Genomic DNA, 26,366 nt, shown 5'->3' on the forward strand with positions numbered 1-26,366 from the left:
TGTGTATAAGAGACAGCCCCCACCCCCGCGCCCGCCAATGAGGCGGCGCGGGCGCGGGGGTGGGGGTCAGTCCTGCTTCAGCTTGACGACGGCATCGACGAGCTGGCCGACGGTTTCGATCTCCGCCTGCATGTTCATCGTGATGATGATGTCGAACTCGTCCTCGATCGCGGCGACGAAATCCATCACGGTCAGGCTGTCCCATTCCAGATCGCCCTGGAAGGTGGTGCCCTCGGTCAGCGCCACGCCCTTCTTGTTGAAGGGGGCGATCTGGGCCGCGACGGTGTCGAAGATGGTCTGGCGGTCGCTCATGATGATCCTTTCGGGGGCCGCATGGCATGCAAATGCGGCGTCTTTCCGGCCGCCTATAGCAAACCGGCGTCGCGATACCACCGGGCGGTCGCGGCAAGGCCTTCAGCGGTGGGGACGGCGGGCATCCAGAGCGACGGATCGGGGCGGCGCGCGGGGTCGGCGGTCCAGTCCGGATGGCAGAGATAGCCGACCCGGTCGGGCGTCAGCTTCGCGCCCGCACCCCGGAAGCGGCGATCGAGCCGCGCGCCGAGGCGGAGCAGTGCAGCCGGCAGGTGCATCGGCAGCACGCGGGTGCCGACCGCGCGGCCGATCAGCCGGGCGAGGTCGGCATGGGTCAGCACGGTGCCGTCATCCACCTCCAGCACCGCGCGGGGACCATCAGTCAGCCCGAGCGCAAGGATCAGGCGGGCAAGGTCCTCCACCGCGATCAGCGACAGCCGGCCCGGCGGAGGAAGGAACGCCAGGCCGCGGCGCGCGAGGCGGAACATGTCGCGCATCTCCGTGTCGCCGGGACCGTAGACCCCGGTGGGGCGGACGATCGTCCAGTCGCGATCGCTCGTTTCGACCAGGCCTTCCGCCTCGCGCTTGGACCAGCCATAGTCGGAGAGCTGCGGTTCGCGCGCGGACAGCGACGAGACATGGACGAAGCGCATCACGCCGGCCCGGGTGGCGGCGGCGAGCATCGCGGCGGTGCCGTCGATATTGCCCTTCGCGAAGCCGGCACGATCGGGTGCGTTGACGACGCCGGCGATGTGCAGAACCGCGTCCGTGCCCGCTACCAGCGTGGCGAGCGTGTCGGGGCGGTCGAGCGCGCCTTCCACCCATGTCACCCCGTCCCGTGGGGCCTGCGCCCGGCGGGTGAGCGCGCGGACGCTGTGCCCGCGTTCAAGCGCCTGTTCCACCAAGACCCGGCCGACAAAGCCGGTCGCGCCAGTAACGCCGAGGATCACAGCAGCGCCAGATGGTTGCGGTGGACCAGCGCGGCACGCGGCGCATAGCCCAGGATCGCGGCCTGCTCGTCCGAACGCCGGCCGAGCAGGCGCGCGGCATCGGCGGCGTCATATTCGCACAGGCCGCGTGCGATCGTGCCCCTCGGTCCCTCGATCGTCACCAGATCGCCGCGGTCGAAGCGCCCTTCCACGCGGGTCGCGCCGGCCGCGAGCAGGCTGCCGCCCTCCGCCAGCGCCCGGGCGGCGCCGGCATCGACATGGATCGCGCCACGGGCGGTGAGGCCGCCGGCCAGCCACGCCTTGCGTGCGGGGGCGGCGTGCGCGGCGACGAACAGCGTGTGCCGTGCCTCGGTCGCGAGCGGATGGTCGATGCGGCCACTGGCGATGGCGAGGTGCGTGCCCGCACTGGTGGCGATGCGCGCGGCGGCGATCTTGGATACCATGCCGCCCGATCCCATCCCGGAGGCGGAGCCCGCATCGGCCATGCCGGCGACCGCGTCGATCGTCTCGACCCGCGCGATATGCTGCGCGGCGGGGTTGGTGTGCGGATTGGCATCGTACAGGCCATCGACATCCGACAGCAGCACGACGCCGCCCGCGCCCGCCGCCTGCGCGATGCGCGCGGCAAGCCGGTCATTGTCGCCGAAGCGGATTTCCTCGGTCGCGACGCTGTCATTCTCGTTGATGACGGGCACGATGCCGAGGCCGAGCAGCCGGCCCAGCGTCGCAGCGGCGTTCAGATAGCGGCGGCGATGTTCCAGATCGTCCAGCGTGACCAGCATCTGCGCCGCGGTGATGTTCTGGCCGCCGAGCAGTTCGGCCCAGGTCTGGCTGAGTACGATCTGGCCGGTGGCGGCGGCGGCCTGCGCATCCTCCAGGCTGGCGCGGCCGCCCCTGGGAAGACCCAGGCGGCGTGCACCCAGCGCGATGGCACCCGATGATACGATGGCGATCTGCTGGCCGGCGCGGTGGCGTTCGGCAATGTCGGCGACGAGGCCGGCGAGCCAGTCACGCCGCACCGTGCCATCGGGAGCGACGAGCAGCGCGGAGCCGATCTTCACGACCAGTCGCGCGCAGGAGGAGGGGGGAAACAGCGCCATGGCCCACGGCGTTAGCGCGGTTGGCGGGGGGTGCCAATGCGGGCCGAGCCCCGAGGCCACGGTATCCTTTGCGGGGTTCGCGCGTTCGGGAGGCTGACGATACCAACGCATGGAGACGATGATGGCGGAGATTCCCGAAGGTGCGGGCGACAATTCCAAGGGCCAGAATGCCTCACGCATCATCGCGCCGTCGATGGCGATCTATATGGTGTTCGCGCTGCTGGTCGCGTTCGGGCTGATGTATGCCTATGCGGCCAATTCCGGGTGATTGCAGAATGCGCAATTGCACGTAACTTCAATGCACTTGCGTGCTTGTGTGCTGCGCTGCACAAGGGACGGGCCTTTCAGGCATCCTCTCCTAAAAACTTTCATGGCTGGTCTGCGGACCGGCCTTTTTTTTTGGCCTCGCAACATGCGCTGGAGCATCGTGCGTTAAACCTGCGTCATCACATCCGTTCGGCCTGAGCCCTTCGACAAGCTCAGGATAAACTTCAGCGCGAAGCGCTGAAGTTTATCCTGAGCGGCTGGCTTGCCAGCCAGTCGAAGGGCTCAGCACGAACGGAGGGGGGTGGATCGGATTTCACGCAGCTTGTTCTAGCTATCGAGCTTGGTGAGGATGAAGGCCGCAAGGAAGCCGATAACGGCGATCATGCCCGAATAATCGTGGGTCGATTCGGTTGCCTCGGGGATCATCGTATCGACCAGCATCGCCAGGATCGCGCCCGCGGCGATGGCGGTGACGGCGGCCAGAATGTCCGGTGCCGCCCCGGCAAGCGCGGCGTTGCCGATCATCGCAGCCAGGCCGGAGGCCAGCGCGATGGCGATCCATACGCCGAAGACATAGGCCGGCGAACGGCCGGACTGCTTCATTCCCGCCGCACTCGCCAGACCTTCGGGAACGTTGGACAGGAAGACGGCGGCGACCATCACCGCGCTGACTCCGCCACCGCTCAACAGGCTGGTGCCGATGACCACCGATTCGGGAATGCCGTCGAGCAGCGCGCCGATGGCGATGGCGAGGCCGGAATTGGCCGCGGCATCGGGCTGCTTCTCGTGCGGGTTGCTGCCCGAGCGCTTGCGGTGGCGCGCACCCTGTCGCGATACCATGATGTTGGCGAGCGTATAGACCGCGGCGCCGCCGACGAATCCGGCCGCCGTCGAATCGAAGCCGCCTTGCGCATAAGCCTCGTCCATCAGGTCGAAGGCGACTGCCGAGATCAGCACGCCCGAGCCGATCGCCATGACCGCCGCGATCACCCGCTGCGGCAGGGTGACCAGATAGGGAATGGCCGCGCCCAGAATCAGCGCCGAGCCACCGACCAGCCCCCATAACCCGGCCGTTAGAACCTGATGCATGTCCGCTCCCCATGGGCCCATGGCCGGAACGTGCAAAAGGCCGGCGGGTGCCGGTGATCGCGTTATTTCAGGTAAGTGGCGGAGAGGGTGGGATTCGAACCCACGGTACCCGTGAGGGCACGCCGCATTTCGAGTGCGGTACATTCGACCACTCTGTCACCTCTCCGCTGAGGTTCGTGCAAGGCCCTTGCGAGCCCGTCCGATCGGTCGAGGGCGCGCCTCTAATCGAAGGATTCGGGCGATGCAAGCGTCGAACTTGTGCCGCGCCGCAAAAACCTTAGATTGTTCCCCATGCCACGTCATGATCCCGTCCATATCCCCGACCGCCTGGAGGTGGAGGCTCCCGCCATCGCGCATGCCCGCTTCGCGATCGGGGAGGTGGTGCGGCACCGTTTGTTCGATTTCCGCGGCGTCGTGTTCGATGTCGATCCGGTCTTCGCCAATACCGAGGAATGGTATGAGGCGATCCCCGAATCGATCCGTCCGTCCAAGGACCAGCCCTTCTACCATCTGCTCGCCGAGAACATGGAATCGAGCTATGTCGCCTATGTCAGCCAGCAGAATCTGGTGACCGACGACAGCGACGAGCCCATCGATCACCCCGCCATCGCCGGGTTGTTCACGGGGTTCGAGGACGGGCGCTACCGTTTGCGGCAGGAACACCGGCATTAGGATCTGGAAACTCGCGAAAGAGCGTTTCGGCGGCGCTAAATGCCCGAAGGCCTGCTCGGCGGTTGACAATCTTGCCCCATTTGCCTAGCTGACGCTTCTTTCCCGCTGGGCATGGCCTTTGCGGGGCACATGCATTTGGGAAGTGACAACAGCCATGTTCGCAGTCGTGCGCACGGGCGGCAAGCAGTACCGCGTCGCCGCCGGAGACAAGATCGTCGTCGAGAAGATCGAGGGCGAGGCCGGCGCGTCGGTGACGCTGGACGATGTGCTGCTCATGGGCGAGGGCTCGGAGCTGAAGTCGACCAGCGGCCTGACGGTCGCCGCAGAGATCATCGCCCAGGCCAAGGGTGAGAAGGTGATCGTTTTCAAGAAGCGTCGCCGCCACAATTATCGTCGCCGCAACGGCCATCGCCAGAACCACACGATCCTCAAGATCGTTTCGGTCGGCTGAGCAGACGTTTCGAGAATCCAGGAGTAGATCGCAATGGCACATAAGAAAGCAGGCGGTTCTTCGCGCAACGGTCGCGATTCGGCCGGCCGCCGCCTTGGCGTGAAGAAGTTCGGTGGCCAGGAGTGCGTCGCCGGTAACATCCTCGTGCGTCAGCGCGGGACCAAGTTCTATCCGGGCCGCAATGTCGGCATCGGCAAGGACCACACGCTGTTCGCGCTGACCGACGGCCGCGTAGCGTTTGCCGAGGGCAAGCTCGGCCGCAAATATTGCTCGGTCGAGATGATTGCGGCTGCGGCCGAATAAGGGCGATCATACGGGTCGCCCACCAGGGTGACCCGGGTTCCGCGACGGAACCAGCCAAAAAGGGAGACGGGTCACCCCGGCTCCCTTTTTTTCGTGCTCCCGTCCTAGCGTATGTCGTTGTTCCGTCACGTGGCTGTGGCAGGGCACGCGCGACGCGACGAGGAGTGTACGAGAATGTTCGCGCGGACGGAGAGATTGATGCTGCGGCCCGGCTGGCCCGAGGATGCACCCGAGCTGGTGCATGCGATCAGCCATGAGGACGTGGTCGCACGGCTGGCGCGGGCGCCCTGGCCCTATGCGCTGGGCGATGCGCAGGCGTTCCTGGCGCAACCGCGCGGCGCCCATGACCCCCGCTTCCTGATCTTCGACAATATCGCTGCCGGCCCGCGTCTGGTGGGCGGGATCGAACTCGTCGGTGGCGAGGAGCTTGGCTATTGGCTGGCGCCGTTCGCCTGGGGGCGCGGCTATGCGACCGAGGCGGGCCGGGCGGTGATCGATATCGCCCGCCATGCGCTGGGTGCCCGGCGGCTATATGCGCGCCACTTCGTCGACAATCCCGCGTCCGGCCGGGTGCTGGCCAAGCTCGGCTTCTGCGCCACGGGTGAGATCGCGCCGCTCGCCTCGCGGGGGCGGCGCGAACCGGGGCTGGCCATTGGCTACGAACTCGATCTGGAGGGGGAGCGAGCCGCGCCGGTGGCGCTCGCGGCCTAGGCTGCGCGCGGCTCCGGCATGACCGCATCGGCATAGTCGCTTTCCGCCAGTCCGATCAGGGCGCGGTCGTCATGCTTCCAGGGATGGAAGCCGGGCAGGAAGTAGCTGAGCCATGCGCCGGCCACCTTGCGCGCCATGCCGGGTCGGATCAGCGCATAATGGAACAGCCGCCACCAGATGCGCGGGCCGGTCAGCCCATCCTGGCGGAGCAGGTCCAGCATGCCGCGGCGGCGGCCGTTCACGAATCGCCCGGTGGTGATCAGCATCACCAGCGCCTTGATCCGCCAGCGGGTGAAACGCGGCCAATGCCGCGTAGCATGCAGCCATGTGTCATAGGCGACGCCCTTGTGCTCGATCTCCTCGGCGGCATGCCACAGCCATAGCCGCGCCGCCTCCCGGTCGCCGCCTGCCAGATGGCGCGGATCAGCGATCAGCGCGTGCGCCAGGATCGCGGTAAAATGCTCCAGCGCGATGGTCGCGGCCAGGCGGGCGATCGGCGGCCTGCCGTCGGTCAGCGCCAGTTGCGCCACCACGTCGCGCTCCAGCCGGCTGGTGTCATAGCCTTGTTCGGTAACGTGGCGGTTGAAGGCGACATGCTCACGGCTGTGGATCACCTCCTGCTTCACGAAGGCGCGGATCTCTGCGTCCAGCTTGGGGGGCGTGCCCTCGCGGAATGCCTTGACGCTGTCGCAGAAGAACGCCTCGCCGCGAGGAAAGGTGACGGACAATGCGTTGTAGAAGGCGGTGGCGACGGGATCGTCGTTCAACCAGTAGCGCCGCAGCCTGACGTCGCGGCCGAACCGGACATCGCGCGGCGTGATCGTCAAATCGGCGGGCGTGATTGCTTTGGCCACAAAAACCTCCGACTGTAGCGCAAGTTGCATAGCTTACATTGGTGTAGGTAAGGAGCGTGTGTGGAAGCGTCAACCCGACGTCGTTTGCCCCCGGCGGAGTCGCGCGCGCAGGCGCTCGACGCTGCACGCACGCTGCTGATCGAATCCGGGCCACAGGCGATGACGCTGAAGGCGGTGGCGGCGCGAATGGGACGTACCCATGCCAATCTGCTGCACCATTTCGGCAGTGCCGCCGATCTGCAGCGCGCGCTGGCCGAGCGGATGGCGACCGATATCACGCGGCAGATCGGGCGCGCGGTGCAGGCGGCGCGGTCCGGCATGGGGGATCCGGCGGCGATCGTCGCGCTGGCGTTCGATGCGTTCGGGCGCGAGGGGGGCGGGGCGCTGGCCAGTTGGGTGATCCTGACGGGCGAGCGAGGGGTGTTCGATCCGATGCTGACCGCGATCCGCGAACTGGTGGAGCAATTGTCGTCCAACCCGGCGGACCCGGCGGACCGGGTGTTCCTGGCGGAGACGACGCTGTCGCTGGTGCTGACTGCGCTGGGGCAGGCGTTGATCGGGCGGCAACTGGCGGCGGCGCTGGGGCTGGACGAGGAGGCAGCGCGCGGGCTGGCGCTGCGTCACCTGCTGGCGGCGCATGACGCGCAGGCGGGGCCGCGCGCGCCACAGGATTGACGCTCCCCAAGAGGGGCCGCTTCGGCTAAGGGGCGGCGCATGCATTTTCTTGATCAAGCCAAGATTTACGTCCGCTCCGGCGCCGGTGGGCCCGGGGCCGTCAGTTTCCGTCGGGAGAAGTTCATCGAATATGGTGGGCCGGACGGGGGACATGGCGGCAAGGGCGGCGACATCGTGTTCGAGGCGGTGGCCGGGCTCAATACGCTGATCGACTTCCGCTACACGCAGCATTTCCGCGCAGCCCGCGGGCAGGGTGGGTCCGGATCGAACCGCACGGGTGCCGGCGGCGAGGATCTGGTGATCAAGGTGCCGGTGGGCACCCAGGTGCTGTCCGAGGACAAGGAAGAGGTGCTGATCGACTTCACCAAGGTCGGCCAGCGCGAGATATTCCTGCGCGGCGGCGATGGCGGGCGCGGCAATGCCAGCTACAAGACCTCCACCAACCGCGCCCCGCGCCAGCACGGCACCGGCTGGCCCAATGAGGAGGCGTGGGTGTGGCTGCGCCTGAAGCTGCTGGCGGATGCCGGGCTGGTCGGGCTGCCCAATGCCGGCAAGTCGACCTTCATCAATGCCGTCACCAATGCGCAGGCCAAGGTTGGTGCCTATGCCTTTACCACCACCCGGCCGCAGCTTGGCGTGGTGCGGCACAAGGAGCGGGAGTTCGTGGTCGCGGACATTCCCGGCCTGATCGAAGGGGCGGCGGACGGCGCCGGCATCGGCGACCGTTTCCTGGGGCATATCGAGCGGTGCCGCGTGCTGCTGCATCTGGTCGACGCGAATGACGAGGATGTGGCGGAGAGCTACCGCATCGTGCGCGATGAACTGGAAGCCTATGGCGCGGGACTGGTCGACAAGCCGCAGATCGTGGCGTTGAACAAGATCGACACGCTGGACGACGAACTGATCGAGGCACTGTCGGCCGAGCTGGCCGAGGCGAGTGGCGCAGACGTCATCCCGCTGTCGGGCGCGAGCGGCGTCGGCGTGGACTGGGTGCTGGACAAGCTGCTGGAAGCGATGGGCCCGCCGGCGGATGCGCCGGTGAATGACGATGGCGAGGAAGATGCGGTGGAGTGGTCGCCGATCTGATCGGACCACCAGCAGCGGCCGAACCCGCATCAGAAAACCCCTCCCCGGCAACGGGGAGGGGTTTTTCGTATCAGCCGACCATGTCCTCCAGTTCGCGGCCACGGGTTTCGTGGACCATGGCGCGGACGAAGAAGAACGAGATGAACGCCGCGGCGGTATAGCCCATATAGGTGATCGCCAGACCCGGCGAGACCACCAGCGACGGGAAGCTGACCGAGATCGCGGCATTGGCGATCCACTGTGCGAAGCCCGATACCGCGAGCGCGGAGCCGCGGATCTGGTTCGGGAACATCTCGCCCAGCATCACCCACATCACCGGACCCCAACTGACGTTGAAGAACACGACGTAGAGGTTGGCGGCGACCAGCGCGATGATGCCCGAATTGCCCGGCAGGCTGACCGCGCCCGAGGCATCGGTGACCGCGGTGGAGAAGGCCCAGGCGACGGTCGCCAGCGTCACGGTCATCCCCGCCGATCCGACGAGCAGCAGCGGCTTGCGCCCGATCTTGTCGATGAGCGCGATCGTCAGCAGGCAGGCGCCGATCGACAGCGCACCCGACAGGATGTTGATCTGGAGTGCATTGTCCTCGGTAAAGCCGACCGCTTCCCACAAGGTGGCGCCGTAATAGAAGACGACGTTGATGCCGACGAGTTGCTGGAACACGGCCAGACCGATGCCCACCCACAGGATCGGGCGGACCTTGCCGGTCTTGCGGTCCAGAAGGTCGGAGAGGCGCGGCTTGTGCTGGTCACCGGCGAGGCTGGCGCGGATATCGGCGACCTTGCGGCGGGCGGTTTCCGCGCCGAACAGGCGGGTAAGAACGGTCTCGGCCTCGACGTCACGGCCACGCACCACCAGATAGCGGGGGCTTTCCGGGATGAAGAGCAGCGCGATCAGATAGATGGCGGCGGGCACGACTTGCAGCCAGAACATCCAGCGCCAGGCAGGAAAGCCCAGCCAGAACTCGGCGGTGGAGCCACCGGCCCAGCGCGCCAGCGCGAAATTGGCGACAAAGGCGCCGGTCAGGCCGGAGATGATCATCACCTGCTGCACGCTCGACAGCCGGCCGCGGATGCTCGCGGGCGTGACCTCGGAGATATAGACGGGCGAGGTGACCGATGCCGCGCCGACGCCCAGGCCGCCGATGATGCGGGCGATGATGAAGATCGCGGACGATCCCGCCGCGCCCGCCATCACCGCGGAAACGAGGAACAGGACCGCGGCCAGCATCATCGTGTTGCGCCGCCCGATTAGGTCGGCGAGCCGCCCCGCGGTAAACGCGCCGATCGACGATCCGACCAGGATCGCGCCGACATTGATGCCGATGCCGAGGCGGCCGAGGTCGAACGCCGCCTCGATGCCCTTTTGCGTGCCGTTGATGACACCCGAATCATAGCCGAACATGAACCCGCCGATCGTCGCGACGGCGACGATGAGCGCGATCAGGCTGGTATTGTGCCTGCCTTCCACGTGTCGATCCTTCCCTTGATCCCCGTCGTGCCGCCGTCTGCCGGGCGGATGGACGGGCGTGTCATAATAAGTCCGGGCCGCCCTCACCCTTCCGCGGCTTTGCCGCTCCCTCCCTCTCCCGGCGGGAGAGGGAAGGGTGAGGGCGGCCCGATCGTCAGACCTTTGCGCGCAGGACCGGCTTGCCGGGCGTGTCGACGCGGAAGGTGAAGATGTCACCGGCCTGCGGCTGCTCCGCCAGTTGCTCGGGCGACAGGCCCTGGCGCGCGGTGGTGGCATAGGCGGTGCGCCCGTCCGGACCACCCAGCGCGATCTTGGTGATGTTCGACACGGGGAAGCGCACCTCGTGCGTCATCGTGCCATCGGGGGCGAAGCGACGCGCGGCCGATCCGCCGAAGAAGCCGACCCAGACGCCGCCTTCCGCGTCGCAGATCGCGCCATCGGGATGGCCATGCTCGTCGCCAAAGGTGAGAAAGGGGCGGGCAGGCTCCAGCGTGCCGTCGGCCGCGATCGGATGCGCGACGATTGTCTTGCCCAGCGTATCGACATGATAAAGGACGGTATCGTCCGGCGCGATGGCCGGACCGTTGGTGATGCACACCTTGTCCGCCTCCGCTTCCGAGACCTGGCCGTTCTCGAACCGGTAAAGCTGGCCGCTGTCGGCGCTTTCGTCATTGTCCATCGTGCCGAACCAGATGCGACCCTGGCCGTCCACCGCCGCGTCATTCAGCCGGTTGGCGGGCAGATGCGGCTCGATCTCGGCCAGACGCTCGAACGCGCCGGTCGCGGGATCGAAATGATGCGGACCGGATTGCAGCCCGGCGACGAAGCCGCCACGCGCCGCCGGCACGACCCAGCCGACCATTTCCGGCGCGGCCCAGTCGTCGCGCGTGTCCGTGGCCGGATCGTAGCGATAGATGCGCTGCTGCTTGATATCGACGAACCACAAGGCGTCGTCGACCCAGATCGGCCCCTCCGCCAGCGTCGCCCCAACGGTCAGAAGATGTTCCGCGTTCATCGCCACCCCGCATCGATAAAGTAATCGTGGCCAGTACACATTTTTGCGTCGTCCGATGCAAGGAACAGCACCAGCGCCGCGACGTCGGAAGGCTGGATGCGGCCGTCCAGGCACTGGGCGGCGACGATCTCGGCCTCGCCCTCGGGCGTGTACCATTTTTCCTGTCGCGGCGTCTGGACGTTGCCGGGGACGATGGTGTTCACGCGGATGTTCTGGCGCCCCAGGTCGCGCGCCAGGCTGCGCGTCAGCCCCTCGATCGCGGCCTTGCATGTCTGGTACAGGACGAGGTCGTTCAGCGCGAGGTGCCAGCTTATCGAGCCGAAGTTCAGGATCGATCCGCCACCGGCACGCTTCATCGCCGGCAACACCGCCTTGGCCGCAAAGAACTGGTGGCGCAGGTTCACGTTCAGCCGCTCGTCCCAATAGGCGGGCGTCACGTCGTCGATGCCGTGGCGATCGTCATTGCCGGCATTGTTGACGAGGATGTCGACGCCGCCGAGTTCGGCCTCCAGCTCGGCGAAGACGCGGGCCAGATCGTCCAGATCGGTCAGGTCGCAGCGGCGGAAGACGGGCGCATGGGCGGCCCCGTCGCTCAGCCGGGTGACCAGCGCGCTGCTGGCGTCCTCGGCGATGTCGACGAAGCCGACGCGCGCGCCTTGCGCGACGAACGCCTCGACCAGTCCTTCGCCGATGCCGGAGCCGCCGCCGGTGACGATGACCCGCTTGCCCTTCAGGCTGGGATAGAGTGCGCGATTGTTCATGTCGTTCATACCGAGAGCAGGCCGCGCGCGCTGAGATTGCGCATCAGGTCGCCGATCCCGAAGGACCAGGCGGGAGCAGCCTTGGAGGTGGTGACGGTGTTGGTCAGCGTACCGAGGCGCGGGTTGCTGATCGTCACCACGTCGCCCGTCTTGTGGGTGAAGCCGCGGCCGGGTTCGTCGCGATCCTGGGTCGGCGCAAAGAGCGTGCCGAGGAACAGGACGAAGCCGTCCGGATAATGATGCTCGCTGACCGCCTGCGCCAGCAGGTCTTCGGGATCGCGGCTGATCTCGGACATCGAGCTGGCGCCGTTCAGCACATAGCCGTCGATACCCTCGATCTTGAGCGAGACCTGGCTGGAGCGCACATCGTCCATGGTGAAGCCGTCGTCGAACAGGCGGATGAGCGGGCCGAGCGAGCAGGACGCGTTATTGTCCTTGGCCTTGCCGAGCAGCAGCGCCGAGCGGCCCTCGAAATCGCGCAGGTTGACGTCGTTGCCCAGCGTGGCGCCGATCGCCCTGGCATGGGCGTCGGCGACCAGCACCACCTCCGGCTCCGGGTTGTTCCAGGTGGAATCGGAGCGGACGCCGATTTCCGCCCGGGCGCCGACCGTGGAGAGCACCGGGCTCTTGGTGAAGATCTCGGCATCGGGGCCGATCGCGACCTCCAGATATTGCGACCACATGCCGCCTTCGATCAGGGCCTGCTTCAGACTGGCGGCCTCGGGCGAGCCGGGGACGACCGAGCGGATGCTGCCGCCCAGCGCCGCTTCCAGCCGCTCGCGCACCGCCGCCGCGGCGGCATAGTCGCCGCGCGCCTGTTCCTCGATCACGCGTTCCAGCGCCGACACCGCAAAGGTGACACCGGCGGCCTTTACGCATTGCAGGTCGATCGGGCTGAGCAGGGTCAGCGCGTCCTGTTCGGCCAGGTCGCCCAGCGATTCGCCCTGCGCGCCGTCGATGGTGCCGGCAGCGATCAGCGCGGCGACCGTGGGGGCCACGCGGCTCATGTCGATCAGTTCGCCACGCTCGACCAGGACGGGGCAGGGGCCCTCGCCACGATCGATGCGGCCCAGAAAGCGCCCTTCGCGCCAGTCGGCCGGCAGCGATGCGATCAACGCGTCAATTTGGTGCAACACCTGTTCCCCTCCGTCTCTGTTAGCGGTATCGGTCGCGGGACAAGTGCCGTCAAGTGGGCGGGAAATCTATAGGAGGGACAAGGGGATGCCGGCAAACGGACGATGGATGACGGCGATCGCGGCCGCATTGTTGGCAACCACGGGAGTCGCAGCGCAAACCGCGCCGGCACCGGCCGCCACCACGCCGATCCCGCGGCTGGTGAGCAAGGACGGCCGCCACGCGCTGCTGGTCGATGGCGCGCCTTTCCTGATGCTGGGCGCGCAGGTGCACAATTCCAGCAACTATGCCGCATCGCTTCCCCAGGTCTGGCCGATGCTGGACCGCATCCATGCCAACACGCTGGAGATTCCGATCGCCTGGCAACAGGTTGAGGCGCAGGAGGGCCGGTTCGACTTCTCCTTCCTGCAGACGCTGCTCGATCAGGCGCGCGCGCATGACAAGCGCGTCGTGTTGTTGTGGTTCGGGACGTGGAAGAACACCTCGCCCAGCTATGCGCCCGATTGGATGAAGCTGGACAATCGCCGCTTTCCGCGCGCCAAGACGAAGACGGGCGAGGATCATTATGTCCATTCGCCGCACGGCCGCGCCACGCTGGAGGCGGACAAGCGCGCCTTTGTGAAGGTGATCGAGTATCTGCGCGATCACGATCCCCAGAACACCGTCATCATGGTGCAGCCGCAAAACGAAGTCGGCAGCTATCGCAATCCGCGCGATTATGGTGCGGTGGCCAACCGTTTGTTCGCGCAGGCCATCCCTGCGGCACTGGCGAAGAAGACCGGCAAGCGCGGTACCTGGGCGCAGGCGTTCGGGGATCAGGCGGACCGGGCGTTCAACACCTGGTACACTGCGGCCTTCGTCAACGAGATCGCGGCCGCCGGCAAGGCGGTGAAGCCGCTGCCCATGTACGTCAACGCTTCGCTGGCCGGGCCGTCCAACGTGCCCGATCCGATGGGGGTGGCCAGCGGCGGGCCGCAGCAGGACGTGCTGGACATCTGGAAGGCGGCGGCGCCCGCGATCGATTTCGCGGCACCCGACATCTATGATCGCTCCAGCACCAACGTGATCCAATATCTGGATAAATATGCGCGGCCCGACAATGCGCTGATGGTGCCGGAAATCGGCAATTCGCGCGATTTCGGGCGGTATTTCTATGCGACGATCGGACGCGGCGGCATCGGCTTCGCGCCGTTCGGCATCGATGACACGGGGGCATCCAACTATCCGCTGGGCGCCAAGCAACTGGACGATGCGACGCTGGACGCGTTTGCGCTGCCCTATGCGATGCTGGGGCCGATCGCGCGCGACTGGGCGCGGATCGCGGCCAGCCGCCCGACCTGGGGCACCGCCAAGCCGGATGACGGCGCCGCGCAGAAGACGGTGATGGGCCAGTGGGCGATCACGGTGAACTGGGGCCTGTGGCAGTTCGGGCAGGCCGACTGGACCTGGCTGAAGGCCGATCCGACGCCCTGGGGCAAGGAGCCGGTCGGCGGGGTCGCGGTCGCGCAACTGTCCGACGACGAATTTCTGGTCGTCGGCGACCATGCCCGGATCAGCTTCGGGTCCGCCCCCGGCGCGCCGCCCAACGGCATGACGCTGCGCGTGGAGGAAGGCACCTTCCAGGACGGCAAATGGGTGATGCACCGCATCTGGAACGGCGACCAGACCGACTACGGCATCAACCTGGTCGACCGGCCGCAGGTGCTGAAGGTGACGATGGGCCGGTATCGCTGAGGTTCGGGGACAACAGCGGATCGATGACGATGAAGGCCATGATGATTACGGCGCTGCTTGCCGGTAGCGCTATCACGCTTGCGCATGCCCAAGCAGGTGCGCGTGCCGATCCGCTATGACGAGGCGACCGGCACCATCCGGATGAAGTGGGTCTCGCCCCCTCGGCCGGTCACCGACGATAACGGCTTCGATGCCGAGGTGACCTATAGTGGCACCGAAACGCTGGTGCGGCGCCCCTGCGGATGAACGAACCCCGGCCCTTTTATCGTCAAAGGGGCCGGGCGGTCAGTTCACAGTGCGGGCCAACGCCGCGTCGATGATCGTGAACGGGCTGGCCAGCGCATCATGGACCTCCAGCGCGATGACGATCGCGGTGGCGCAGCCGGCAGCGGCGAAGACGGCATATTGCAGCGCCGATGAGCGATGCCGGGAGGTTTCGGCCCGGCGTGCCGCGCGACCCTCCGCGATCAGTCGTGCGCGGGTACGGCGTTCCTGATCGCTGTTCGTGCCGCCGCCCGGGCGGGCGGTCAGCCGCGCCTCACGCGTCAGCGCCTCTGCGCTGACCCGGTCCTGCGTGCGCACGCCGAAGAAGCGATCCTTGCGCCACATGACGCGGCCGATGATGACCAGTGTGCCGCGGCGGACCTCGATATAATCACCGGTCTGGGGCTTTTGGTCGGCGGCGATCAGCAAACCCCGCGACGACACGTTGTGGATGCAGGCATCCCCCCATGCGCCGCTCAGGTTCAGACGGCAGGGCACGAACACCTTGGTGCGCGGCTCGCGCGGGCGGAATGCGCTCAGCACGATGGGGACAGGGTTACGCGAGACATAAAACCGATATCAGTGCAACTTGCAAAGATATGGTTTAATTCGATCTACCCGCTTCCGCCTGTTAAAGTATTTTCATCGGCAAAGACTGCGATCGCCGACAGGCCCCCTTGGCCCGTCGACGATCGCTCGTCGTTTGCGCTTAGTGGTTGTCGCGCGGCAGACCCTGGGTCTGCGCGATGCGCTGGTACTTCTCGGCACCCTCCAGGATTGCGCCGGTGTTCATCTGACCGACCACCGCACGCTGCATTTCCTGCCACGGGGTCTGCGAAGCGGGGTACTGATACCCACCGGCGGCGACCAGCGCATCGCGACGCTGCGTCAGTTCCTCGTCGGAGAGCAGCACATCGGCCGTGCCCTTGTTCAGATCGATGCGCACCCGGTCGCCGGTGCGCAGCAGCGCCAGGCCGCCCATCGCCGCCGCTTCCGGGCTGGCGTTCAGGATCGAGGGCGATCCCGACGTACCCGACTGACGACCGTCGCCGATGCAGGGCAGGGCATGGACACCCTCGGTGATCAGATAGGCGGGCGGACGCATGTTCACGACCTCGGCCGCGCCCGGATAGCCGATCGGCCCGGCGCCGCGCATGAACATCAGCGTTTCCGGCGTGATGGCCAGCGACGGATCGTCGATGCGGTGGTGATAATCCTCCGGCCCGTCGAACACGACCGCCGGCCCCTCGAACGCGTCAGGGTCGTCGGGGTTGGACAGGTAGCGTTCACGGAACTCGGGGCCGATGACGCTGGTCTTCATGATCGCGGCGTCGAACAGGTTGCCCGACAGCACGATGAAGCCGGCTTCTTCCTTCAACGGCTGGTCATAGGGGCGGATGACCTTTTCGTCCTCGATCTCCGCGCCGCGGCAATTGTCGCCCATGGTGCGGCCGTTGACGGTCAGCGCGTCCTCATGGATCAGCCCCTGGCCCATCAACTGGTTGACCACCGCGGGCACGCCACCGGCGCGGTAATAATCCTCGCCCAGATACTCGCCCGCCGGCTGCAGGTTGACGAGCAGCGGCACCTTGTGCCCCTCCGTCTCCCAATCCTTCAGCGGCAGGTCGACGCCGATATGGCGGGCGAGCGCGGCGAGGTGGATCGGTGCGTTGGTCGATCCGCCAATCGCGGAATTGACGCGGATCGCATTGTGGAATGCTTCGCGGGTCAGGATGTCGGAAGGCTTCAGGTCCTCGGCCACCATCTCCACGATACGCTTGCCGGTGATATACGACACTTCCTGGCGGTCGCGATACGGCGCGGGGATCGCGGCCGAACCCGGCAGCGACATGCCCAGCGCCTCGGCCAGCGAGTTCATCGTGGTCGCGGTGCCCATCGTGTTGCAATAGCCGGTCGAGGGCGCGGACGAGGCGACGAGGCGGATGAACTCCTTGTCGTCGATCTCGCCGGCGGCGAGCATCTGGCGCGCCTTCCACACGATCGTGCCCGATCCGGTGCGCTCACCCTTGTGCCAGCCGTTCAGCATCGGGCCGACCGACAGCGCGATCGCCGGGATGTTGACGGTGGCGGCGGCCATCAGCGCGGCCGGGGTCGTCTTGTCGCAACCGATGGTCAGCACCACGCCGTCCAGCGGATAGCCGTACAGCACCTCGACCAGCCCCAGATAGGCCAGGTTGCGGTCCAGCCCGGCGGTCGGGCGCTTGCCGGTTTCCTGGATCGGATGGACCGGGAATTCCAGCACGATGCCGCCCGCCTCGCGGATGCCCTCGCGCACGCGCTCGGCCAGTACCAGGTGATGGCGGTTGCAGGGCGACAGGTCGGAGCCGGTCTGGGCGATGCCGATGATCGGCTTGCCCGACTGCAACTCCTCGAGGCTCAGGCCGAAGTTCAGGTACCGCTCAAGGTAGAGCGCGGTCATGTCGATATTGGCGGGATTGTCGAACCAGGCGCGGCTGCGCAGCTTGGGCGTTGTGGACGGTTCGGTCATGATGGTTCCGGATCAGCGAGCGGTGGAAAAGCGATAGATCATCGTGTGGCGATACGGCTTGCCCGGATCGACACGCGGTGAAACGAAGTCGGGCTTGTTCGGCGCATCCGGAAACTTCTGCGGTTCCAGTGCGATGCCGTCGCCCATGCGGTACAGGTGGCCCGACTTGCCGACATAGGTGCCGTCAAGGAAGTTGCCCGAATAGAATTGCACGCCGGGCTCGGTGGTCAAGACCTCCAGCACACGGCCCGAGGCGGGATCCTCCAGCCGCGCGGCAAGCTGCGGCGTGGCGGTCAGCCCCTTGTCGAGCGCGAAATTATGGTCGTAGCCCTGGCCATAGCGGATCTGCTGGTCGCGCCCGTCGCGAATGCCGTCGGCGACGACGCGGGGGCGACGGAAGTCGAACACGGTGCCCTGCACGGGCGCAAGCTGGCCGGTGGGGATCAGCTTGGCATCGACCGGCGTATAGGCGGCCGCCGGGATGGTCAGCTTGTGGAAGGTCGCGCCCATGGGCGAGCCTTCGCCGTTCAGGTTGAAGATCGCATGGTTCGTCATGTTGACGACCGTCGGCTTGTCGGTCTTCGCCTCGAACGCGATCGTCAGCGCGCCCTGTTCGTCCAGCGAATAGGTGACGGTGGTGTCCAGCTTGCCGGGATAGCCCGATTCGCCGTCCGGGCTGGTATGCGCCAGCACGACGCTGGCGGTGGGGCCGTTCTTCGTCGACACGATGCGCCAGTTCTGCTTGTCGAAGCCCTTGCCGCCGCCGTGCAGCGAATTGGTCTTGTCGTTCAGCGGCAGTTGGTACGCCTTGCCGTCCAGCGTGAACTTGCCGCCGGCGATGCGGTTGGCATAGCGGCCGACGGTGACGCCGAAGAAATTGGGATGCTGTTCGTAGGAGGCGAGGTCGTCATAGCCGAGCAGCACGTCCGCGGACTTGCCGGCACGGTCAGGCTGCATCACCGATTGCAGCGTCGCACCATAGGTCAGGATACGCGCGGACAGCCCCTGCGCGTTGGTCAGGGTGATCGCCTCGACCGCGGTGCCATCCTGCAACGTGCCTGCGGGCATGCGCTTGGCCTCACCGGCATAGGCGGCCGTCCCTGAAAGAGCCAAAATCGATACCGCTACCAACGTCATACCCTTGACTGATGCCGTCCGCATTCCTCATCCCTTCGCCTGCTTGACGCCATTGACGCGTCTTGGCGAGCAATATAGTCGGACAATACAGAGAAGGGCAAGCCGTTGCGTCGCGTAAAGCCGGCAATTCGGTGTGCCGATCAGGAGAAGGGTGGGATGGCTTCGCCAATCAACGTAAACGCCGCAGCCGCGGCCCCCGGTGGCGGGGATGATACCAATTACCGGTCGGCGCTGACCCTGCTTGCCAGCCTCTTTTTCATGTGGGGCTTCATCACGGTCATCAACAACACGCTGCTGCCGCATCTGAAAAGCGTGTTCGACCTGAACTACACGCAGACGACGCTGATCGAGAGCGTGTGGTTCATCGCCTATTTCTTCGCGTCCATCCCCTCGGCCAAGCTGATCGAGCGGATCGGGTACCAGAAGTCGCTCGTCACCGGCCTGCTGATCATGGCGGCGGGTGCGCTGGGCATGACGCTGGCGGCCAGCATCCCGTCCTACGGCGTGACGCTGTTCATGCTGTTCGTGATCGCCAGTGGCATCACGCTGCTTCAGGTCGCCGCCAATCCGTACGTCGCGGTGGTCGGCAAGGCTGAGACCGCGTCGTCGCGCCTCAATCTGGTGCAGGCGTTCAACTCGCTGGGCACGATGCTGGCGCCGCTGTTCGGTGCCTATCTGATCCTGGGTCGCTCCAGGGGCGGTACGGCCGAGGCCGGGGTGGTGCTGACCGAGGCGGAGCGGCTTGCCGACGCGCAATCGGTGATCCTGCCCTATGTGCTGGTCGCGATCGTGCTGGTCGTGCTCGCCATCGTCATCGCACGCTTCCCGCTGCCCGCAATGGGTTCGGCCACCAACCGCGTCGCCAAGGCCGAGCGCAAGCAGCATTCGCTGTGGAAGCACCGCAACCTGGTGTTCGGCATCCCCGCCATCTTCATCTACCTGATCGCGGAGATCGGCGTCGCCAACCTGTTCGTGAACTTTGTCAGCTCGCCGACGGTCGCGGGCCTGACGCATGAGCAGGCGGGCCGCTACCTCACCTTCCTGTGGGGCGGCATGATGGTCGGCCGTTTCGTCGGGTCGTTCGTGATGCAGAAGGTGTCGGCCGAACGCGTGCTGGCGGTGTTCTCGGTCCTCGCCTTCATCGTGATGATCATCACCGTGTTCGCCAGCGGGCCGGTGGCGATGTGGTCGCTGATCCTGGTCGGGCTGTTCCATTCGATCATGTTCCCGACGATCTTCACGCTTGGCATCAAGGGCCTGGGTGTGCTGACCGAGGAAGGCTCGGGCCTGCTCATCATGGCGATCGCCGGCGGTGCGCTGGTGGTGGTGCAGGGCTGGCTGGCCGACACCTATGGCCTGCAGACCTCGTTCCTGCTGACCGCGGTGTGCGAGCTGTATATCCTGTTCTATGCGGTGTGGGGGTCGCGGGCGACCAACGCGCTGCCGGACCAGAAACCGGTCGGCTGAACCGTCCTTCGCGCTGCATAAAGAAAAGGGCCGTCCGGGAAACCGGGCGGCCCTTTCTTCATGGCAGGAGGGGGAGGGCGCTCATTCCTCCATCGCGCTGCGCGTATCCTCCAGTGCGAGATCGACCAGCACCCGCATCGCGTCGCTCGCCGCCACCGGATCGCCTGCCGCGATCGCGTCATAGACGCGGACATGATCGGGCACCGGGTTGCGGGGCAGGGCGCGGGCGCGCTGCTTGAACTGCGTCGTCCAGTTGACCGCCGCGCCGATGCTGGCGGTCAGCACGACCAGCGCGTCGTTGCGCGTCGCGCGCAGGATCGTGTCGTGAAAGTCGCGGTCGGCGGCGCGGCCCGCTTCGGTGGCCAGCGTATGGCGCCGCATCGCGACCAGCGCCTCCTTCATTGCCTTCAACTCGGTCTTGTCGCGCCGCTCCGCCGCAAGCCGCGCTGCGGCAGGCTCGACGATCGCGCGCAGCTCGAACAGCGAGCGGACGAACTGGACGTCGGGTTCGCCCGAAAACGCCCAGGCCAGCACGTCGGGGTCTAGCAAATTCCAGCGATTGCGCGGCAATACGCGGGTGCCCGTCTTGGGCCGGCTTTCCACCAGCCCCTTCGCGCTCAGCACCTGCACCGCCTCCCGGTACGCGCTGCGCGATACGTCCAGCGCCTCGGAAAAGGCCACCTCGCCCGACAGGGTATCGCCGGGGGCATATTCCCCGGACAAGATCGCCACGCCCAACTTGTGCGCGATGGCCCCGTGCAGACGGCGCCCGGTCCCGCGCGGCACCCGCTTGGTCGCGTCCGGCACCCCGCTGTCCGCTATGCTGCGTTCCGCGTCACCCATGCTGTCATCCTCCCGTCGTGGCTTTGCCTATCAATTGCAGGCTAAGGGGGGAACGATAAAGATTGCCAGACCGCTGTCGATCTTTTATGTCAGAGTAATCAAGGAGCAGGACATGACAGACACCGCCGCCGCCACGCTGGACCGTACCGAGGCGACCGCTTTCCGCTCGATCGACTCCGCCACCGGAGAGCCGGTGGGCGAGCCTTTCGCCGTTCATGGCCCCGCCGATGTCGATGCCGCCTGCGCCGCCGCAGAGGCCGCATTCGACACCTATCGTGCGATCGACCGCGAGGCGCGCGCCGCTTTCCTGGAAAAGATCGGCGAAGAGATCATCGCCATCGGCGACCCGCTGATCGAGGCGGCGATGCGCGAAAGCGGCCTGCCGCGCGCGCGTCTGGAGGGTGAGCGCGGTCGTACTGTCGGCCAGTTGAAGCTGTTCGCCGGCGTCGTGCGTCGCGGCGCCTATCTGGGCCTGCGCATCGATCCCGCCATGCCCGATCGCCAGCCGCTGCCGCGCCCCGATCTGCGCCTGCGCATGATCCCGCTCGGCCCCGTCGCCGTCTTCGGTGCGTCCAACTTCCCGCTCGCCTTCTCGACAGCGGGTGGCGACACCGCCTCTGCGCTCGCCGCCGGTTGCCCGGTGGTGGTGAAGGGGCATCCCGCCCATCCGCAGACCGGTGAGCTGGTCGCCGGTGCGATCCGCCGTGCCGTCGCGGCCTGCGGTCTGCCCGAAGGCGTGTTCAGCCACCTCGTCGGCCCCGGCAACGAACTGGGCAGCGCGCTGGTCCGCGATCCCCGTATCCAGGCGGTCGGCTTCACCGGCTCGCGCGGCGGTGGTCTGGCGCTGGTCCAGATCGCGCAAGGCCGCGAAGTGCCGATCCCGGTCTATGCCGAGATGTCGAGCATCAACCCGGTCGTGCTGATGCCCGAGGCGCTGAAGGCGCGCGGCGCGGCGCTGGGTACCGCATTCGTCGCATCGCTCACCATGGGGGCGGGCCAGTTCTGCACCAATCCCGGCCTGCTGCTCGCGATCGAGGGCGAGGGGCTGGACGCGTTCGTGGGTGCGGCGCGCGAGGCGTTGCCGGGTGCGGCGGCGCAGACCATGCTGACCAAGGGCATCCACCAGGCCTATGATCAGGGTGTCGAGGCGCTGGCCGGTCACAACCATGTCGAGACGATCGCTCGCGGTCGGGTGGGCGAGGGTGTTGCGCAGGGTCAGGCGGCGTTCTTCGCCACCACGGCTGCCGAGTTCCTGGCGGACGATTCGCTCGGCCATGAGGTGTTTGGTGCGTCGTCGCTCCTGGTCCGCTGCCGGAATGCGGACGAGCTGGCGCAGGTGCTGAGCGCGGCCGAGGGTCAGTTGACCGCGACGATCCAGATGGACGAGGGCGATACCGATCTGGCCGCGCGCCTGATCCCGATCCTGGAGCGCAAGGCCGGCCGTATCCTGGCCAATGGCTGGCCCACGGGGGTCGAGGTGGCACATGCGATGGTGCATGGCGGCCCGTTCCCCGCGACGTCGGACGGCCGCACGACCTCGGTCGGCAGCATGGCGATCGATCGCTTCCTGCGTCCGGTGTCCTACCAGAACCTGATCTCGGCGCTGTTGCCGGCCGAACTGCGCGACGGTGCCGAAGGTGCGCCGCGCCTGATCGACGGCCAGCCGGCGTAACGTTCGGCGCGGATCGCCCGCATCCACCGGGGTGGGGGCGATCCGCCACGCATTCATGACCATTCATCGCGACCGCAACGGCGGCGCGCGATATCAGTGAGGGGAAGACCATGGCCATCCGCCTGTTGCAGCACCGTGCGCCCGACGGGACCCGCTCGGTGATCGTCGCCGAGGGCGACCAAGCCACCATCGTGACCGGCGTCGAAAGCGTCCATGCGCTCGCCGCCCGCGCGATCGAAGCGGGGCAGAGCCTGGCCGACGCGGTACGCGCCTGCGGCACCGGCGACACCGTCGACCTCGCCGCGGAACTGGCGGCCGGGCGCATCATCTCGCCGATCGACCATGCCGATCCGGCGCATCTGGTGATGGCAGGCACCGGTCTCACCCATCTCGGCTCGGCGGAGGGCCGGGACAAGATGCACCGCGAGGCGGCGGCGGTCGAGAAGCAGACCGATTCGATGCGCATGTTCCTGGAAGGCGTCGAGGGCGGCAAGCCCGCCGACGGCCAGGTCGGCCAGCAGCCGGAATGGTTCTACAAGGGCGACGGCTCGCAACTGGTCGCCCCCGGCGACGCGCTGACCATGCCCGCCTTCGCGCAGGACGGCGGCGAGGAACCCGAGCTGGCCGGCATCTACCTGATCGGGCCGGACGGCACGCCGTTCCGCCTCGGCCTGTGCCTGGCGAACGAGTTCTCCGACCATGTGACCGAGCGGCACAATTATCTGTGGCTCGCCCATTCCAAGCTGCGCCAGGCCTCGCTCGGCCCCGAGCTGTATGTCGGCGACATCCCCGATCATGTCGAGGGCAGCAGCCGCATCGTGCGGGGCGGCGAGACGCTGTGGGAAAAGCCCTTCCTGTCGGGTGAGGCGAACATGTCGCACACGCTGGCGAACCTTGAGCATCACCACTTCAAATATGCGCTGTTCCGCCGGCCGGGCGACATCCATGTCCACTTCTTCGGCACCGCGACCCTGTCCTTCACCGAGGGCGTGCAGACGCAGGAAGGCGACGTGTTCGAGATCGAGGCGGCCCCCTTCACGCTGCCGTTGCGCAACCCGCTGGCGCGCGCCGATGGTGCGGCGGATGCAGTGACCACGGTCAAGGCGCTCTGAACGGCATGACGAACACCCCGATCCGGATCGCGATCGTCGGGCTGGGCAAGATCGCGCGCGATCAGCACCTGCCCTCGATCGCCGGCAACGACGATTTCACGCTGGCCGCGACCGTTTCGCCGCGGGGCGAGGGGCTGGCGGAGGTGCCGAACTTCCGCAGCCTGGACGACCTGCTGGCGAACGGTCCCGCAATCGACGCGGTGGCGCTCTGCACCCCGCCACAGGTGCGCTACGATCTGGCGGCGCAGGCGCTGCAAAAGGGCCTGCACGTCTTTCTAGAAAAGCCGCCCGGCGCGACGCTCGCCGAAGTCGTCGCGCTGGAAAGCGAGGCGGCCGCCACCGGCGTCTCGCTGTTCGCAAGCTGGCATTCGCGCTACGCCGCAGGCGTCGCGCCCGCCAGGGCGTGGCTGGCGGACAAGGCGATCCGATCGGCACAGATCACCTGGCGCGAGGATGTTCGCGTCTGGCATCCGGGTCAGGCCTGGATCTGGGAGCCGGGTGGACTGGGCGTGTTCGATCCCGGCATCAACGCGCTGTCGATCGCCACGCATATCCTGCCGCGCCCGTTCTTCCTGGCACAAGGAACGCTGTCGCTGCCCGCCAACCGCGCCGCGCCGATCGCCGCCGACCTGTCGTTCCGTGACACCGGTGGCACCCCGATCGCGATGGATCTGGACTGGCGCCAGACCGGGCCGCAGACCTGGGACATCGTTGTGGAAACCGATGCCGGCACCTGCACCTTGTCGAAGGGTGGCGCGGTGCTGACCCTGCCAGACGGTGTGCAGGCGCGCGAGGACCAGGAATATGCCGGCCTCTACGCCCGTTTCGCCGAGCTGGTGCAGACGGGGCAGAGCGATGTTGATGTGGCGCCGATGCGCCTCGTCGCCGATGCATTCCTGCGCGGCCACCGCGTCGTGGTCGACGCATTCGAGGATTGAACGGGCGAACCGGCGGGCCAGACCGGCCGGTCGCCAGCAAAGGGAGAGCGACATGATGAAACCGTGGAAGAGCCTGACGGCGGCCCTGCTGCTGAGCAGCGCCGCGCTGGTGCAGGCGCAAGGCACTGCGCCCGCAAACGATACCGCAACCGCAACGGTAAAGGGCGACACGCCCGGCGCGACCTATGACCGCCGCATCTTCACCCAGTTCGCCGAGCATCTGGGCAACGGCATCTATGGCGGCCTGTGGGTCGGCAACGACAAGCGCATTCCCAACACGCGCGGCTTCCGCAACGACGTGGTCGGCGCGCTGAAGGATCTGGGCGTGCCGGTGATCCGCTGGCCGGGCGGCTGCTTTGCCGACGAATATCACTGGCGTGAAGGCGTGGGCCCGAAGAACAAGCGCCCGGTGAAGATCAACACGCACTGGGGCGGCGTGACCGAGCCGAACACCGTCGGCACGCACGAGTTCTTCGACATGGCCGAGCAGATCGGCGCGGAAGCCTATGTCGCGGGCAATGTCGGCAACGGCACGCCGCAGGAAATGGCGGAGTGGGTCGAATATATGACCTCGCCGGCCGGATCGCTGGCGGACGAGCGCGCGAAGAACGGCCATAAGGAACCGTGGAAGGTACCCTATTTCGGCGTCGGCAACGAGTTGTGGGGTTGTGGCGGCAACATGCGCCCCGAATATGCCGCCGATCTGACGCGTCGTTACGCCACCTTCATCAAGGCACCGGCGGGCACGCGGATCATGAAGATCGCGGCGGGCGCGAACGTCGATGATTACAATTGGACCGAGGTGATGATGCGCGAGGCGGCGGGTCAGCTCGATGCGCTGTCGCTGCATTACTACACCACGCCCGGCGGCTGGCCGCCCAAGGCGTCGGCGATCGATTTCGACGAGACCGCCTGGGCGGAGACGCTGGCGGGCGCGTGGAAGATGAACGAGCTCATCACCAAGCACACCGCGATCATGGACAAATATGATCCCAAGAAGCGCGTGTTCCTGGCGGTGGACGAATGGGGCACCTGGTACGGGCAGGATCCGGGCACGCATCCGGGCTTCCTGCGCCAGCAGAACTCGCTTCGCGACGCGCTGGTGGCGGCGATCCACCTGAACATCTTCGCCGCCCATGCCGACCGGGTGAAGATGACCGCGATCGCACAGATGGTGAACGTCCTTCAGGCGATGATCCTGACCGACGGGCCGAAGATGGTGCTGACGCCCACCTATCACGTGTTCAAGATGTACAAGCCGTACATGGACGGCACCGTGCTGCCGATCGAAGTGAAGTCCCCCTGGTACAATAACCAGCAGTGGACGATGCCTGCGGTCAGCGCATCGGCGGTGCGGGACAAGGCGGGCGTGGTTCATGTCGGCCTTGCCAATGCCGATCCGAACAAGGCGATCACGGTCACGACGACGCTCGCCGGTCTGAACGCCTCGGGCGTCAGCGGGCAGGTGCTGACCGCGCCGACGATCAACGCGCTCAACACCTTCGAGCAGCCGAACAATCTGGTGCCCGCGGCCTTTAACGGCGCGCAGGTGAGCGGCAATATGCTGACCGTGACCCTGCCGGCCAAGTCGGTCGTGATGCTCGACCTGCGCTGAGCCAGCGATACCCCTCCCTGCGATGCGGGGAGGGGCCGATTTTTTTAAGAGGACAGGCCATGCGCCGGTTGAAAATGGGGCTGAAACTGGCCGCCGCCGCGCTCATGCTCGGGGCCGCCGCACCGCAGGCGACGCCGCTGAACGACCGGCTGGCGGGTGATATCGCCCCCGTCCACGATCCCGTCATCATCCGGGAGGGCGGGGTCGTCCATGTCTTCTCGACG

At 66.9% G+C, this 26,366-nt stretch carries 27 protein-coding genes and 1 tRNA gene; 14 read left to right on the top strand and 14 right to left on the bottom strand.

Translation table 11 applies throughout. From position 1 onward, the window contains the following. Nucleotides 1–66: 66 nt before the first annotated feature. Genes Q0U08_RS04855 through proB form a run of 3 tightly spaced genes read right to left on the bottom strand, consistent with a single transcriptional unit; the run spans nt 67 to nt 2,362 of the window. Nucleotides 67–312: an acyl carrier protein gene (locus Q0U08_RS04855; RefSeq protein ID WP_298090089.1), complete on the bottom strand. Its 246-nt coding sequence runs from the start codon at nt 310–312 to the stop codon at nt 67–69. A 53-nt stretch (nt 313–365) separates the two neighbouring features. Continuing rightward, nucleotides 366–1,262 carry an NAD(P)-dependent oxidoreductase gene (locus Q0U08_RS04860; protein WP_298090091.1) on the bottom strand — a complete coding sequence of 299 codons (897 nt, stop codon included), beginning with the start codon at nt 1,260–1,262 and terminating at the stop codon, nt 366–368. Beyond that, nucleotides 1,259–2,362: a glutamate 5-kinase gene (gene proB, locus Q0U08_RS04865; protein ID WP_298090092.1), complete on the bottom strand. Its 1,104-nt coding sequence runs from the start codon at nt 2,360–2,362 to the stop codon at nt 1,259–1,261. Before proB ends, Q0U08_RS04860 begins: the two co-directional genes overlap by 4 nt. 121 nt (nt 2,363–2,483) lie before the next feature. Here proB and Q0U08_RS04870 point away from each other — a divergent pair, with 121 nt between their 5' ends. After that, on the top strand, nt 2,484–2,630 hold the full coding sequence (locus tag Q0U08_RS04870) for a hypothetical protein (protein WP_298090094.1): 147 nt from the start codon (nt 2,484–2,486) through the stop codon (nt 2,628–2,630). A 326-nt stretch (nt 2,631–2,956) separates the two neighbouring features. On the opposite strand, the gene Q0U08_RS04875 is transcribed toward Q0U08_RS04870, so the two are convergent. Together Q0U08_RS04875 and Q0U08_RS04880 are read right to left on the bottom strand one after the other, a co-directional pair. Then, nucleotides 2,957–3,718, bottom strand: coding sequence for a ZIP family zinc transporter (locus Q0U08_RS04875; protein ID WP_298090095.1), 762 nt, complete (start codon nt 3,716–3,718; stop codon nt 2,957–2,959). Nucleotides 3,719–3,794: 76 nt separating this feature from the next. Further along, a tRNA-Ser gene (locus Q0U08_RS04880) sits at nt 3,795–3,884 on the bottom strand. A 125-nt stretch (nt 3,885–4,009) separates the two neighbouring features. On the opposite strand from Q0U08_RS04880, the gene hspQ reads away from it, so the two are divergent. The 4 genes from hspQ (at nt 4,010) to Q0U08_RS04900 (ending at nt 5,855) form a co-directional block, all read left to right on the top strand. Continuing rightward, entirely contained in the window at nt 4,010–4,390 is a 381-nt protein-coding gene (gene hspQ / locus Q0U08_RS04885; RefSeq protein WP_298090096.1) for a heat shock protein HspQ, read from the top strand. Nucleotides 4,391–4,544: 154 nt separating this feature from the next. Further along, nucleotides 4,545–4,841 (top strand): 50S ribosomal protein L21, encoded by a 297-nt coding sequence (gene rplU, locus Q0U08_RS04890; protein ID WP_112383482.1) that lies wholly within the window; start codon nt 4,545–4,547, stop codon nt 4,839–4,841. 33 nt (nt 4,842–4,874) lie between these two features. Beyond that, the gene (rpmA, locus tag Q0U08_RS04895; protein WP_112383483.1) at nt 4,875–5,144 is read left to right on the top strand and encodes a 50S ribosomal protein L27; all 270 of its coding nucleotides are present in this window, start codon (nt 4,875–4,877) and stop codon (nt 5,142–5,144) included. 174 nt (nt 5,145–5,318) lie between these two features. Continuing rightward, entirely contained in the window at nt 5,319–5,855 is a 537-nt protein-coding gene (locus tag Q0U08_RS04900; protein WP_298090098.1) for a GNAT family N-acetyltransferase, read from the top strand. Here Q0U08_RS04900 and Q0U08_RS04905 read toward each other — a convergent pair. After that, nucleotides 5,852–6,739, bottom strand: coding sequence for a metal-dependent hydrolase (locus Q0U08_RS04905; RefSeq protein ID WP_298090100.1), 888 nt, complete (start codon nt 6,737–6,739; stop codon nt 5,852–5,854). The genes Q0U08_RS04900 and Q0U08_RS04905 overlap by 4 nt on opposite strands. Before the next feature lie 30 nt (nt 6,740–6,769). On the opposite strand from Q0U08_RS04905, the gene Q0U08_RS04910 reads away from it, so the two are divergent. Together Q0U08_RS04910 and obgE are read left to right on the top strand one after the other, a co-directional pair. Next, nucleotides 6,770–7,384 carry a TetR/AcrR family transcriptional regulator gene (locus tag Q0U08_RS04910; RefSeq protein ID WP_298090102.1) on the top strand — a complete coding sequence of 205 codons (615 nt, stop codon included), beginning with the start codon at nt 6,770–6,772 and terminating at the stop codon, nt 7,382–7,384. A gap of 39 nt (nt 7,385–7,423) precedes the next feature. Further along, nucleotides 7,424–8,470 (top strand): GTPase ObgE, encoded by a 1,047-nt coding sequence (gene obgE / locus Q0U08_RS04915; RefSeq protein ID WP_298090104.1) that lies wholly within the window; start codon nt 7,424–7,426, stop codon nt 8,468–8,470. 70 nt (nt 8,471–8,540) lie between these two features. Here the strand turns inward: obgE and Q0U08_RS04920 are convergent, their stop codons facing one another. The 4 genes from Q0U08_RS04920 to Q0U08_RS04935 form a co-directional block, all read right to left on the bottom strand. Further along, nucleotides 8,541–9,941, bottom strand: coding sequence for a sugar porter family MFS transporter (locus tag Q0U08_RS04920; RefSeq protein ID WP_298090105.1), 1,401 nt, complete (start codon nt 9,939–9,941; stop codon nt 8,541–8,543). Nucleotides 9,942–10,095: 154 nt separating this feature from the next. Next, a complete protein-coding gene (locus tag Q0U08_RS04925) occupies nt 10,096–10,962 on the bottom strand; it encodes an SMP-30/gluconolactonase/LRE family protein (protein ID WP_298090106.1) in 867 nt (288 codons plus the stop codon). Next, nucleotides 10,953–11,717 (bottom strand): SDR family NAD(P)-dependent oxidoreductase, encoded by a 765-nt coding sequence (locus tag Q0U08_RS04930; protein ID WP_298090107.1) that lies wholly within the window; start codon nt 11,715–11,717, stop codon nt 10,953–10,955. Before Q0U08_RS04930 ends, Q0U08_RS04925 begins: the two co-directional genes overlap by 10 nt. Before the next feature lie 5 nt (nt 11,718–11,722). Further along, nucleotides 11,723–12,853, bottom strand: coding sequence for a fumarylacetoacetate hydrolase family protein (locus tag Q0U08_RS04935; protein ID WP_298090108.1), 1,131 nt, complete (start codon nt 12,851–12,853; stop codon nt 11,723–11,725). 106 nt (nt 12,854–12,959) lie between these two features. Between Q0U08_RS04935 and Q0U08_RS04940 the strand changes: the two genes are divergently transcribed. Next, nucleotides 12,960–14,585: a DUF5597 domain-containing protein gene (locus Q0U08_RS04940; RefSeq protein WP_298090110.1), complete on the top strand. Its 1,626-nt coding sequence runs from the start codon at nt 12,960–12,962 to the stop codon at nt 14,583–14,585. A gap of 84 nt (nt 14,586–14,669) precedes the next feature. Next, nucleotides 14,670–14,831, top strand: a complete 162-nt coding sequence (locus Q0U08_RS04945) for a hypothetical protein (RefSeq protein WP_298090111.1) — start codon at nt 14,670–14,672, stop codon at nt 14,829–14,831. A 39-nt stretch (nt 14,832–14,870) separates the two neighbouring features. On the opposite strand, the gene Q0U08_RS04950 is transcribed toward Q0U08_RS04945, so the two are convergent. From Q0U08_RS04950 to Q0U08_RS04960, 3 genes are all read right to left on the bottom strand, one after another. Beyond that, a complete protein-coding gene (locus Q0U08_RS04950; RefSeq protein WP_298090113.1) occupies nt 14,871–15,392 on the bottom strand; it encodes a PilZ domain-containing protein in 522 nt (173 codons plus the stop codon). 166 nt (nt 15,393–15,558) lie between these two features. Then, nucleotides 15,559–17,358, bottom strand: a complete 1,800-nt coding sequence (locus Q0U08_RS04955) for an IlvD/Edd family dehydratase (RefSeq protein WP_298090114.1) — start codon at nt 17,356–17,358, stop codon at nt 15,559–15,561. 12 nt (nt 17,359–17,370) lie between these two features. Then, nucleotides 17,371–18,519 carry an aldose epimerase family protein gene (locus Q0U08_RS04960; RefSeq protein WP_298090115.1) on the bottom strand — a complete coding sequence of 383 codons (1,149 nt, stop codon included), beginning with the start codon at nt 18,517–18,519 and terminating at the stop codon, nt 17,371–17,373. 132 nt (nt 18,520–18,651) lie between these two features. On the opposite strand from Q0U08_RS04960, the gene Q0U08_RS04965 reads away from it, so the two are divergent. Then, entirely contained in the window at nt 18,652–19,962 is a 1,311-nt protein-coding gene (locus tag Q0U08_RS04965; RefSeq protein WP_298090116.1) for a sugar MFS transporter, read from the top strand. Between the two features lie 81 nt (nt 19,963–20,043). On the opposite strand, the gene Q0U08_RS04970 is transcribed toward Q0U08_RS04965, so the two are convergent. Further along, nucleotides 20,044–20,805 (bottom strand): FadR/GntR family transcriptional regulator, encoded by a 762-nt coding sequence (locus Q0U08_RS04970; RefSeq protein ID WP_298090118.1) that lies wholly within the window; start codon nt 20,803–20,805, stop codon nt 20,044–20,046. A 112-nt stretch (nt 20,806–20,917) separates the two neighbouring features. Between Q0U08_RS04970 and Q0U08_RS04975 the strand changes: the two genes are divergently transcribed. The 4 genes from Q0U08_RS04975 to Q0U08_RS04990 all read left to right on the top strand — a co-directional run bounded on the left by Q0U08_RS04975 (nt 20,918) and on the right by Q0U08_RS04990 (nt 26,142). Beyond that, nucleotides 20,918–22,477 carry an aldehyde dehydrogenase (NADP(+)) gene (locus tag Q0U08_RS04975; protein ID WP_298090120.1) on the top strand — a complete coding sequence of 520 codons (1,560 nt, stop codon included), beginning with the start codon at nt 20,918–20,920 and terminating at the stop codon, nt 22,475–22,477. A gap of 110 nt (nt 22,478–22,587) precedes the next feature. After that, the gene (gene araD1, locus Q0U08_RS04980) at nt 22,588–23,589 is read left to right on the top strand and encodes an AraD1 family protein (protein ID WP_298090122.1); all 1,002 of its coding nucleotides are present in this window, start codon (nt 22,588–22,590) and stop codon (nt 23,587–23,589) included. A 5-nt stretch (nt 23,590–23,594) separates the two neighbouring features. Then, nucleotides 23,595–24,527 carry a Gfo/Idh/MocA family oxidoreductase gene (locus Q0U08_RS04985; RefSeq protein WP_298090124.1) on the top strand — a complete coding sequence of 311 codons (933 nt, stop codon included), beginning with the start codon at nt 23,595–23,597 and terminating at the stop codon, nt 24,525–24,527. A 52-nt stretch (nt 24,528–24,579) separates the two neighbouring features. After that, complete coding sequence (locus Q0U08_RS04990; protein ID WP_298090125.1) at nt 24,580–26,142, top strand: alpha-N-arabinofuranosidase; 1,563 nt, start codon at nt 24,580–24,582, stop codon at nt 26,140–26,142. Nucleotides 26,143–26,366: the final 224 nt, after the last annotated feature.

The sequence above is a fragment of the uncultured Sphingomonas sp. genome, from assembly GCF_946477935.1.
GTDB lineage: Bacteria > Pseudomonadota > Alphaproteobacteria > Sphingomonadales > Sphingomonadaceae > Sphingomonas.

Bases quoted from the DNA above. Each gene is read 5' to 3' on its own strand.
- Q0U08_RS04855 (WP_298090089.1), bottom strand. From the start codon at position 312: ATGAGCGACCGCCAGACCATCTTCGACACCGTCGCGGCCCAGATCGCC.
- proB (WP_298090092.1), bottom strand. From the start codon at position 2,362: ATGGCGCTGTTTCCCCCCTCCTCCTGCGCGCGACTGGTCGTGAAGATC.
- Q0U08_RS04870 (WP_298090094.1), top strand. From the start codon at position 2,484: ATGGCGGAGATTCCCGAAGGTGCGGGCGACAATTCCAAGGGCCAGAAT.
- Q0U08_RS04875 (WP_298090095.1), bottom strand. From the start codon at position 3,718: ATGCATCAGGTTCTAACGGCCGGGTTATGGGGGCTGGTCGGTGGCTCG.
- hspQ (WP_298090096.1), top strand. From the start codon at position 4,010: ATGCCACGTCATGATCCCGTCCATATCCCCGACCGCCTGGAGGTGGAG.
- rplU (WP_112383482.1), top strand. From the start codon at position 4,545: ATGTTCGCAGTCGTGCGCACGGGCGGCAAGCAGTACCGCGTCGCCGCC.
- rpmA (WP_112383483.1), top strand. From the start codon at position 4,875: ATGGCACATAAGAAAGCAGGCGGTTCTTCGCGCAACGGTCGCGATTCG.
- Q0U08_RS04900 (WP_298090098.1), top strand. From the start codon at position 5,319: ATGTTCGCGCGGACGGAGAGATTGATGCTGCGGCCCGGCTGGCCCGAG.
- Q0U08_RS04905 (WP_298090100.1), bottom strand. From the start codon at position 6,739: ATGCAACTTGCGCTACAGTCGGAGGTTTTTGTGGCCAAAGCAATCACG.
- obgE (WP_298090104.1), top strand. From the start codon at position 7,424: ATGCATTTTCTTGATCAAGCCAAGATTTACGTCCGCTCCGGCGCCGGT.
- Q0U08_RS04930 (WP_298090107.1), bottom strand. From the start codon at position 11,717: ATGAACAATCGCGCACTCTATCCCAGCCTGAAGGGCAAGCGGGTCATC.
- Q0U08_RS04940 (WP_298090110.1), top strand. From the start codon at position 12,960: ATGACGGCGATCGCGGCCGCATTGTTGGCAACCACGGGAGTCGCAGCG.
- Q0U08_RS04945 (WP_298090111.1), top strand. From the start codon at position 14,670: ATGCCCAAGCAGGTGCGCGTGCCGATCCGCTATGACGAGGCGACCGGC.
- Q0U08_RS04955 (WP_298090114.1), bottom strand. From the start codon at position 17,358: ATGACCGAACCGTCCACAACGCCCAAGCTGCGCAGCCGCGCCTGGTTC.
- Q0U08_RS04960 (WP_298090115.1), bottom strand. From the start codon at position 18,519: ATGCGGACGGCATCAGTCAAGGGTATGACGTTGGTAGCGGTATCGATT.
- Q0U08_RS04965 (WP_298090116.1), top strand. From the start codon at position 18,652: ATGGCTTCGCCAATCAACGTAAACGCCGCAGCCGCGGCCCCCGGTGGC.
- Q0U08_RS04970 (WP_298090118.1), bottom strand. From the start codon at position 20,805: ATGGGTGACGCGGAACGCAGCATAGCGGACAGCGGGGTGCCGGACGCG.
- Q0U08_RS04975 (WP_298090120.1), top strand. From the start codon at position 20,918: ATGACAGACACCGCCGCCGCCACGCTGGACCGTACCGAGGCGACCGCT.
- araD1 (WP_298090122.1), top strand. From the start codon at position 22,588: ATGGCCATCCGCCTGTTGCAGCACCGTGCGCCCGACGGGACCCGCTCG.
- Q0U08_RS04985 (WP_298090124.1), top strand. From the start codon at position 23,595: ATGACGAACACCCCGATCCGGATCGCGATCGTCGGGCTGGGCAAGATC.
- Q0U08_RS04990 (WP_298090125.1), top strand. From the start codon at position 24,580: ATGATGAAACCGTGGAAGAGCCTGACGGCGGCCCTGCTGCTGAGCAGC.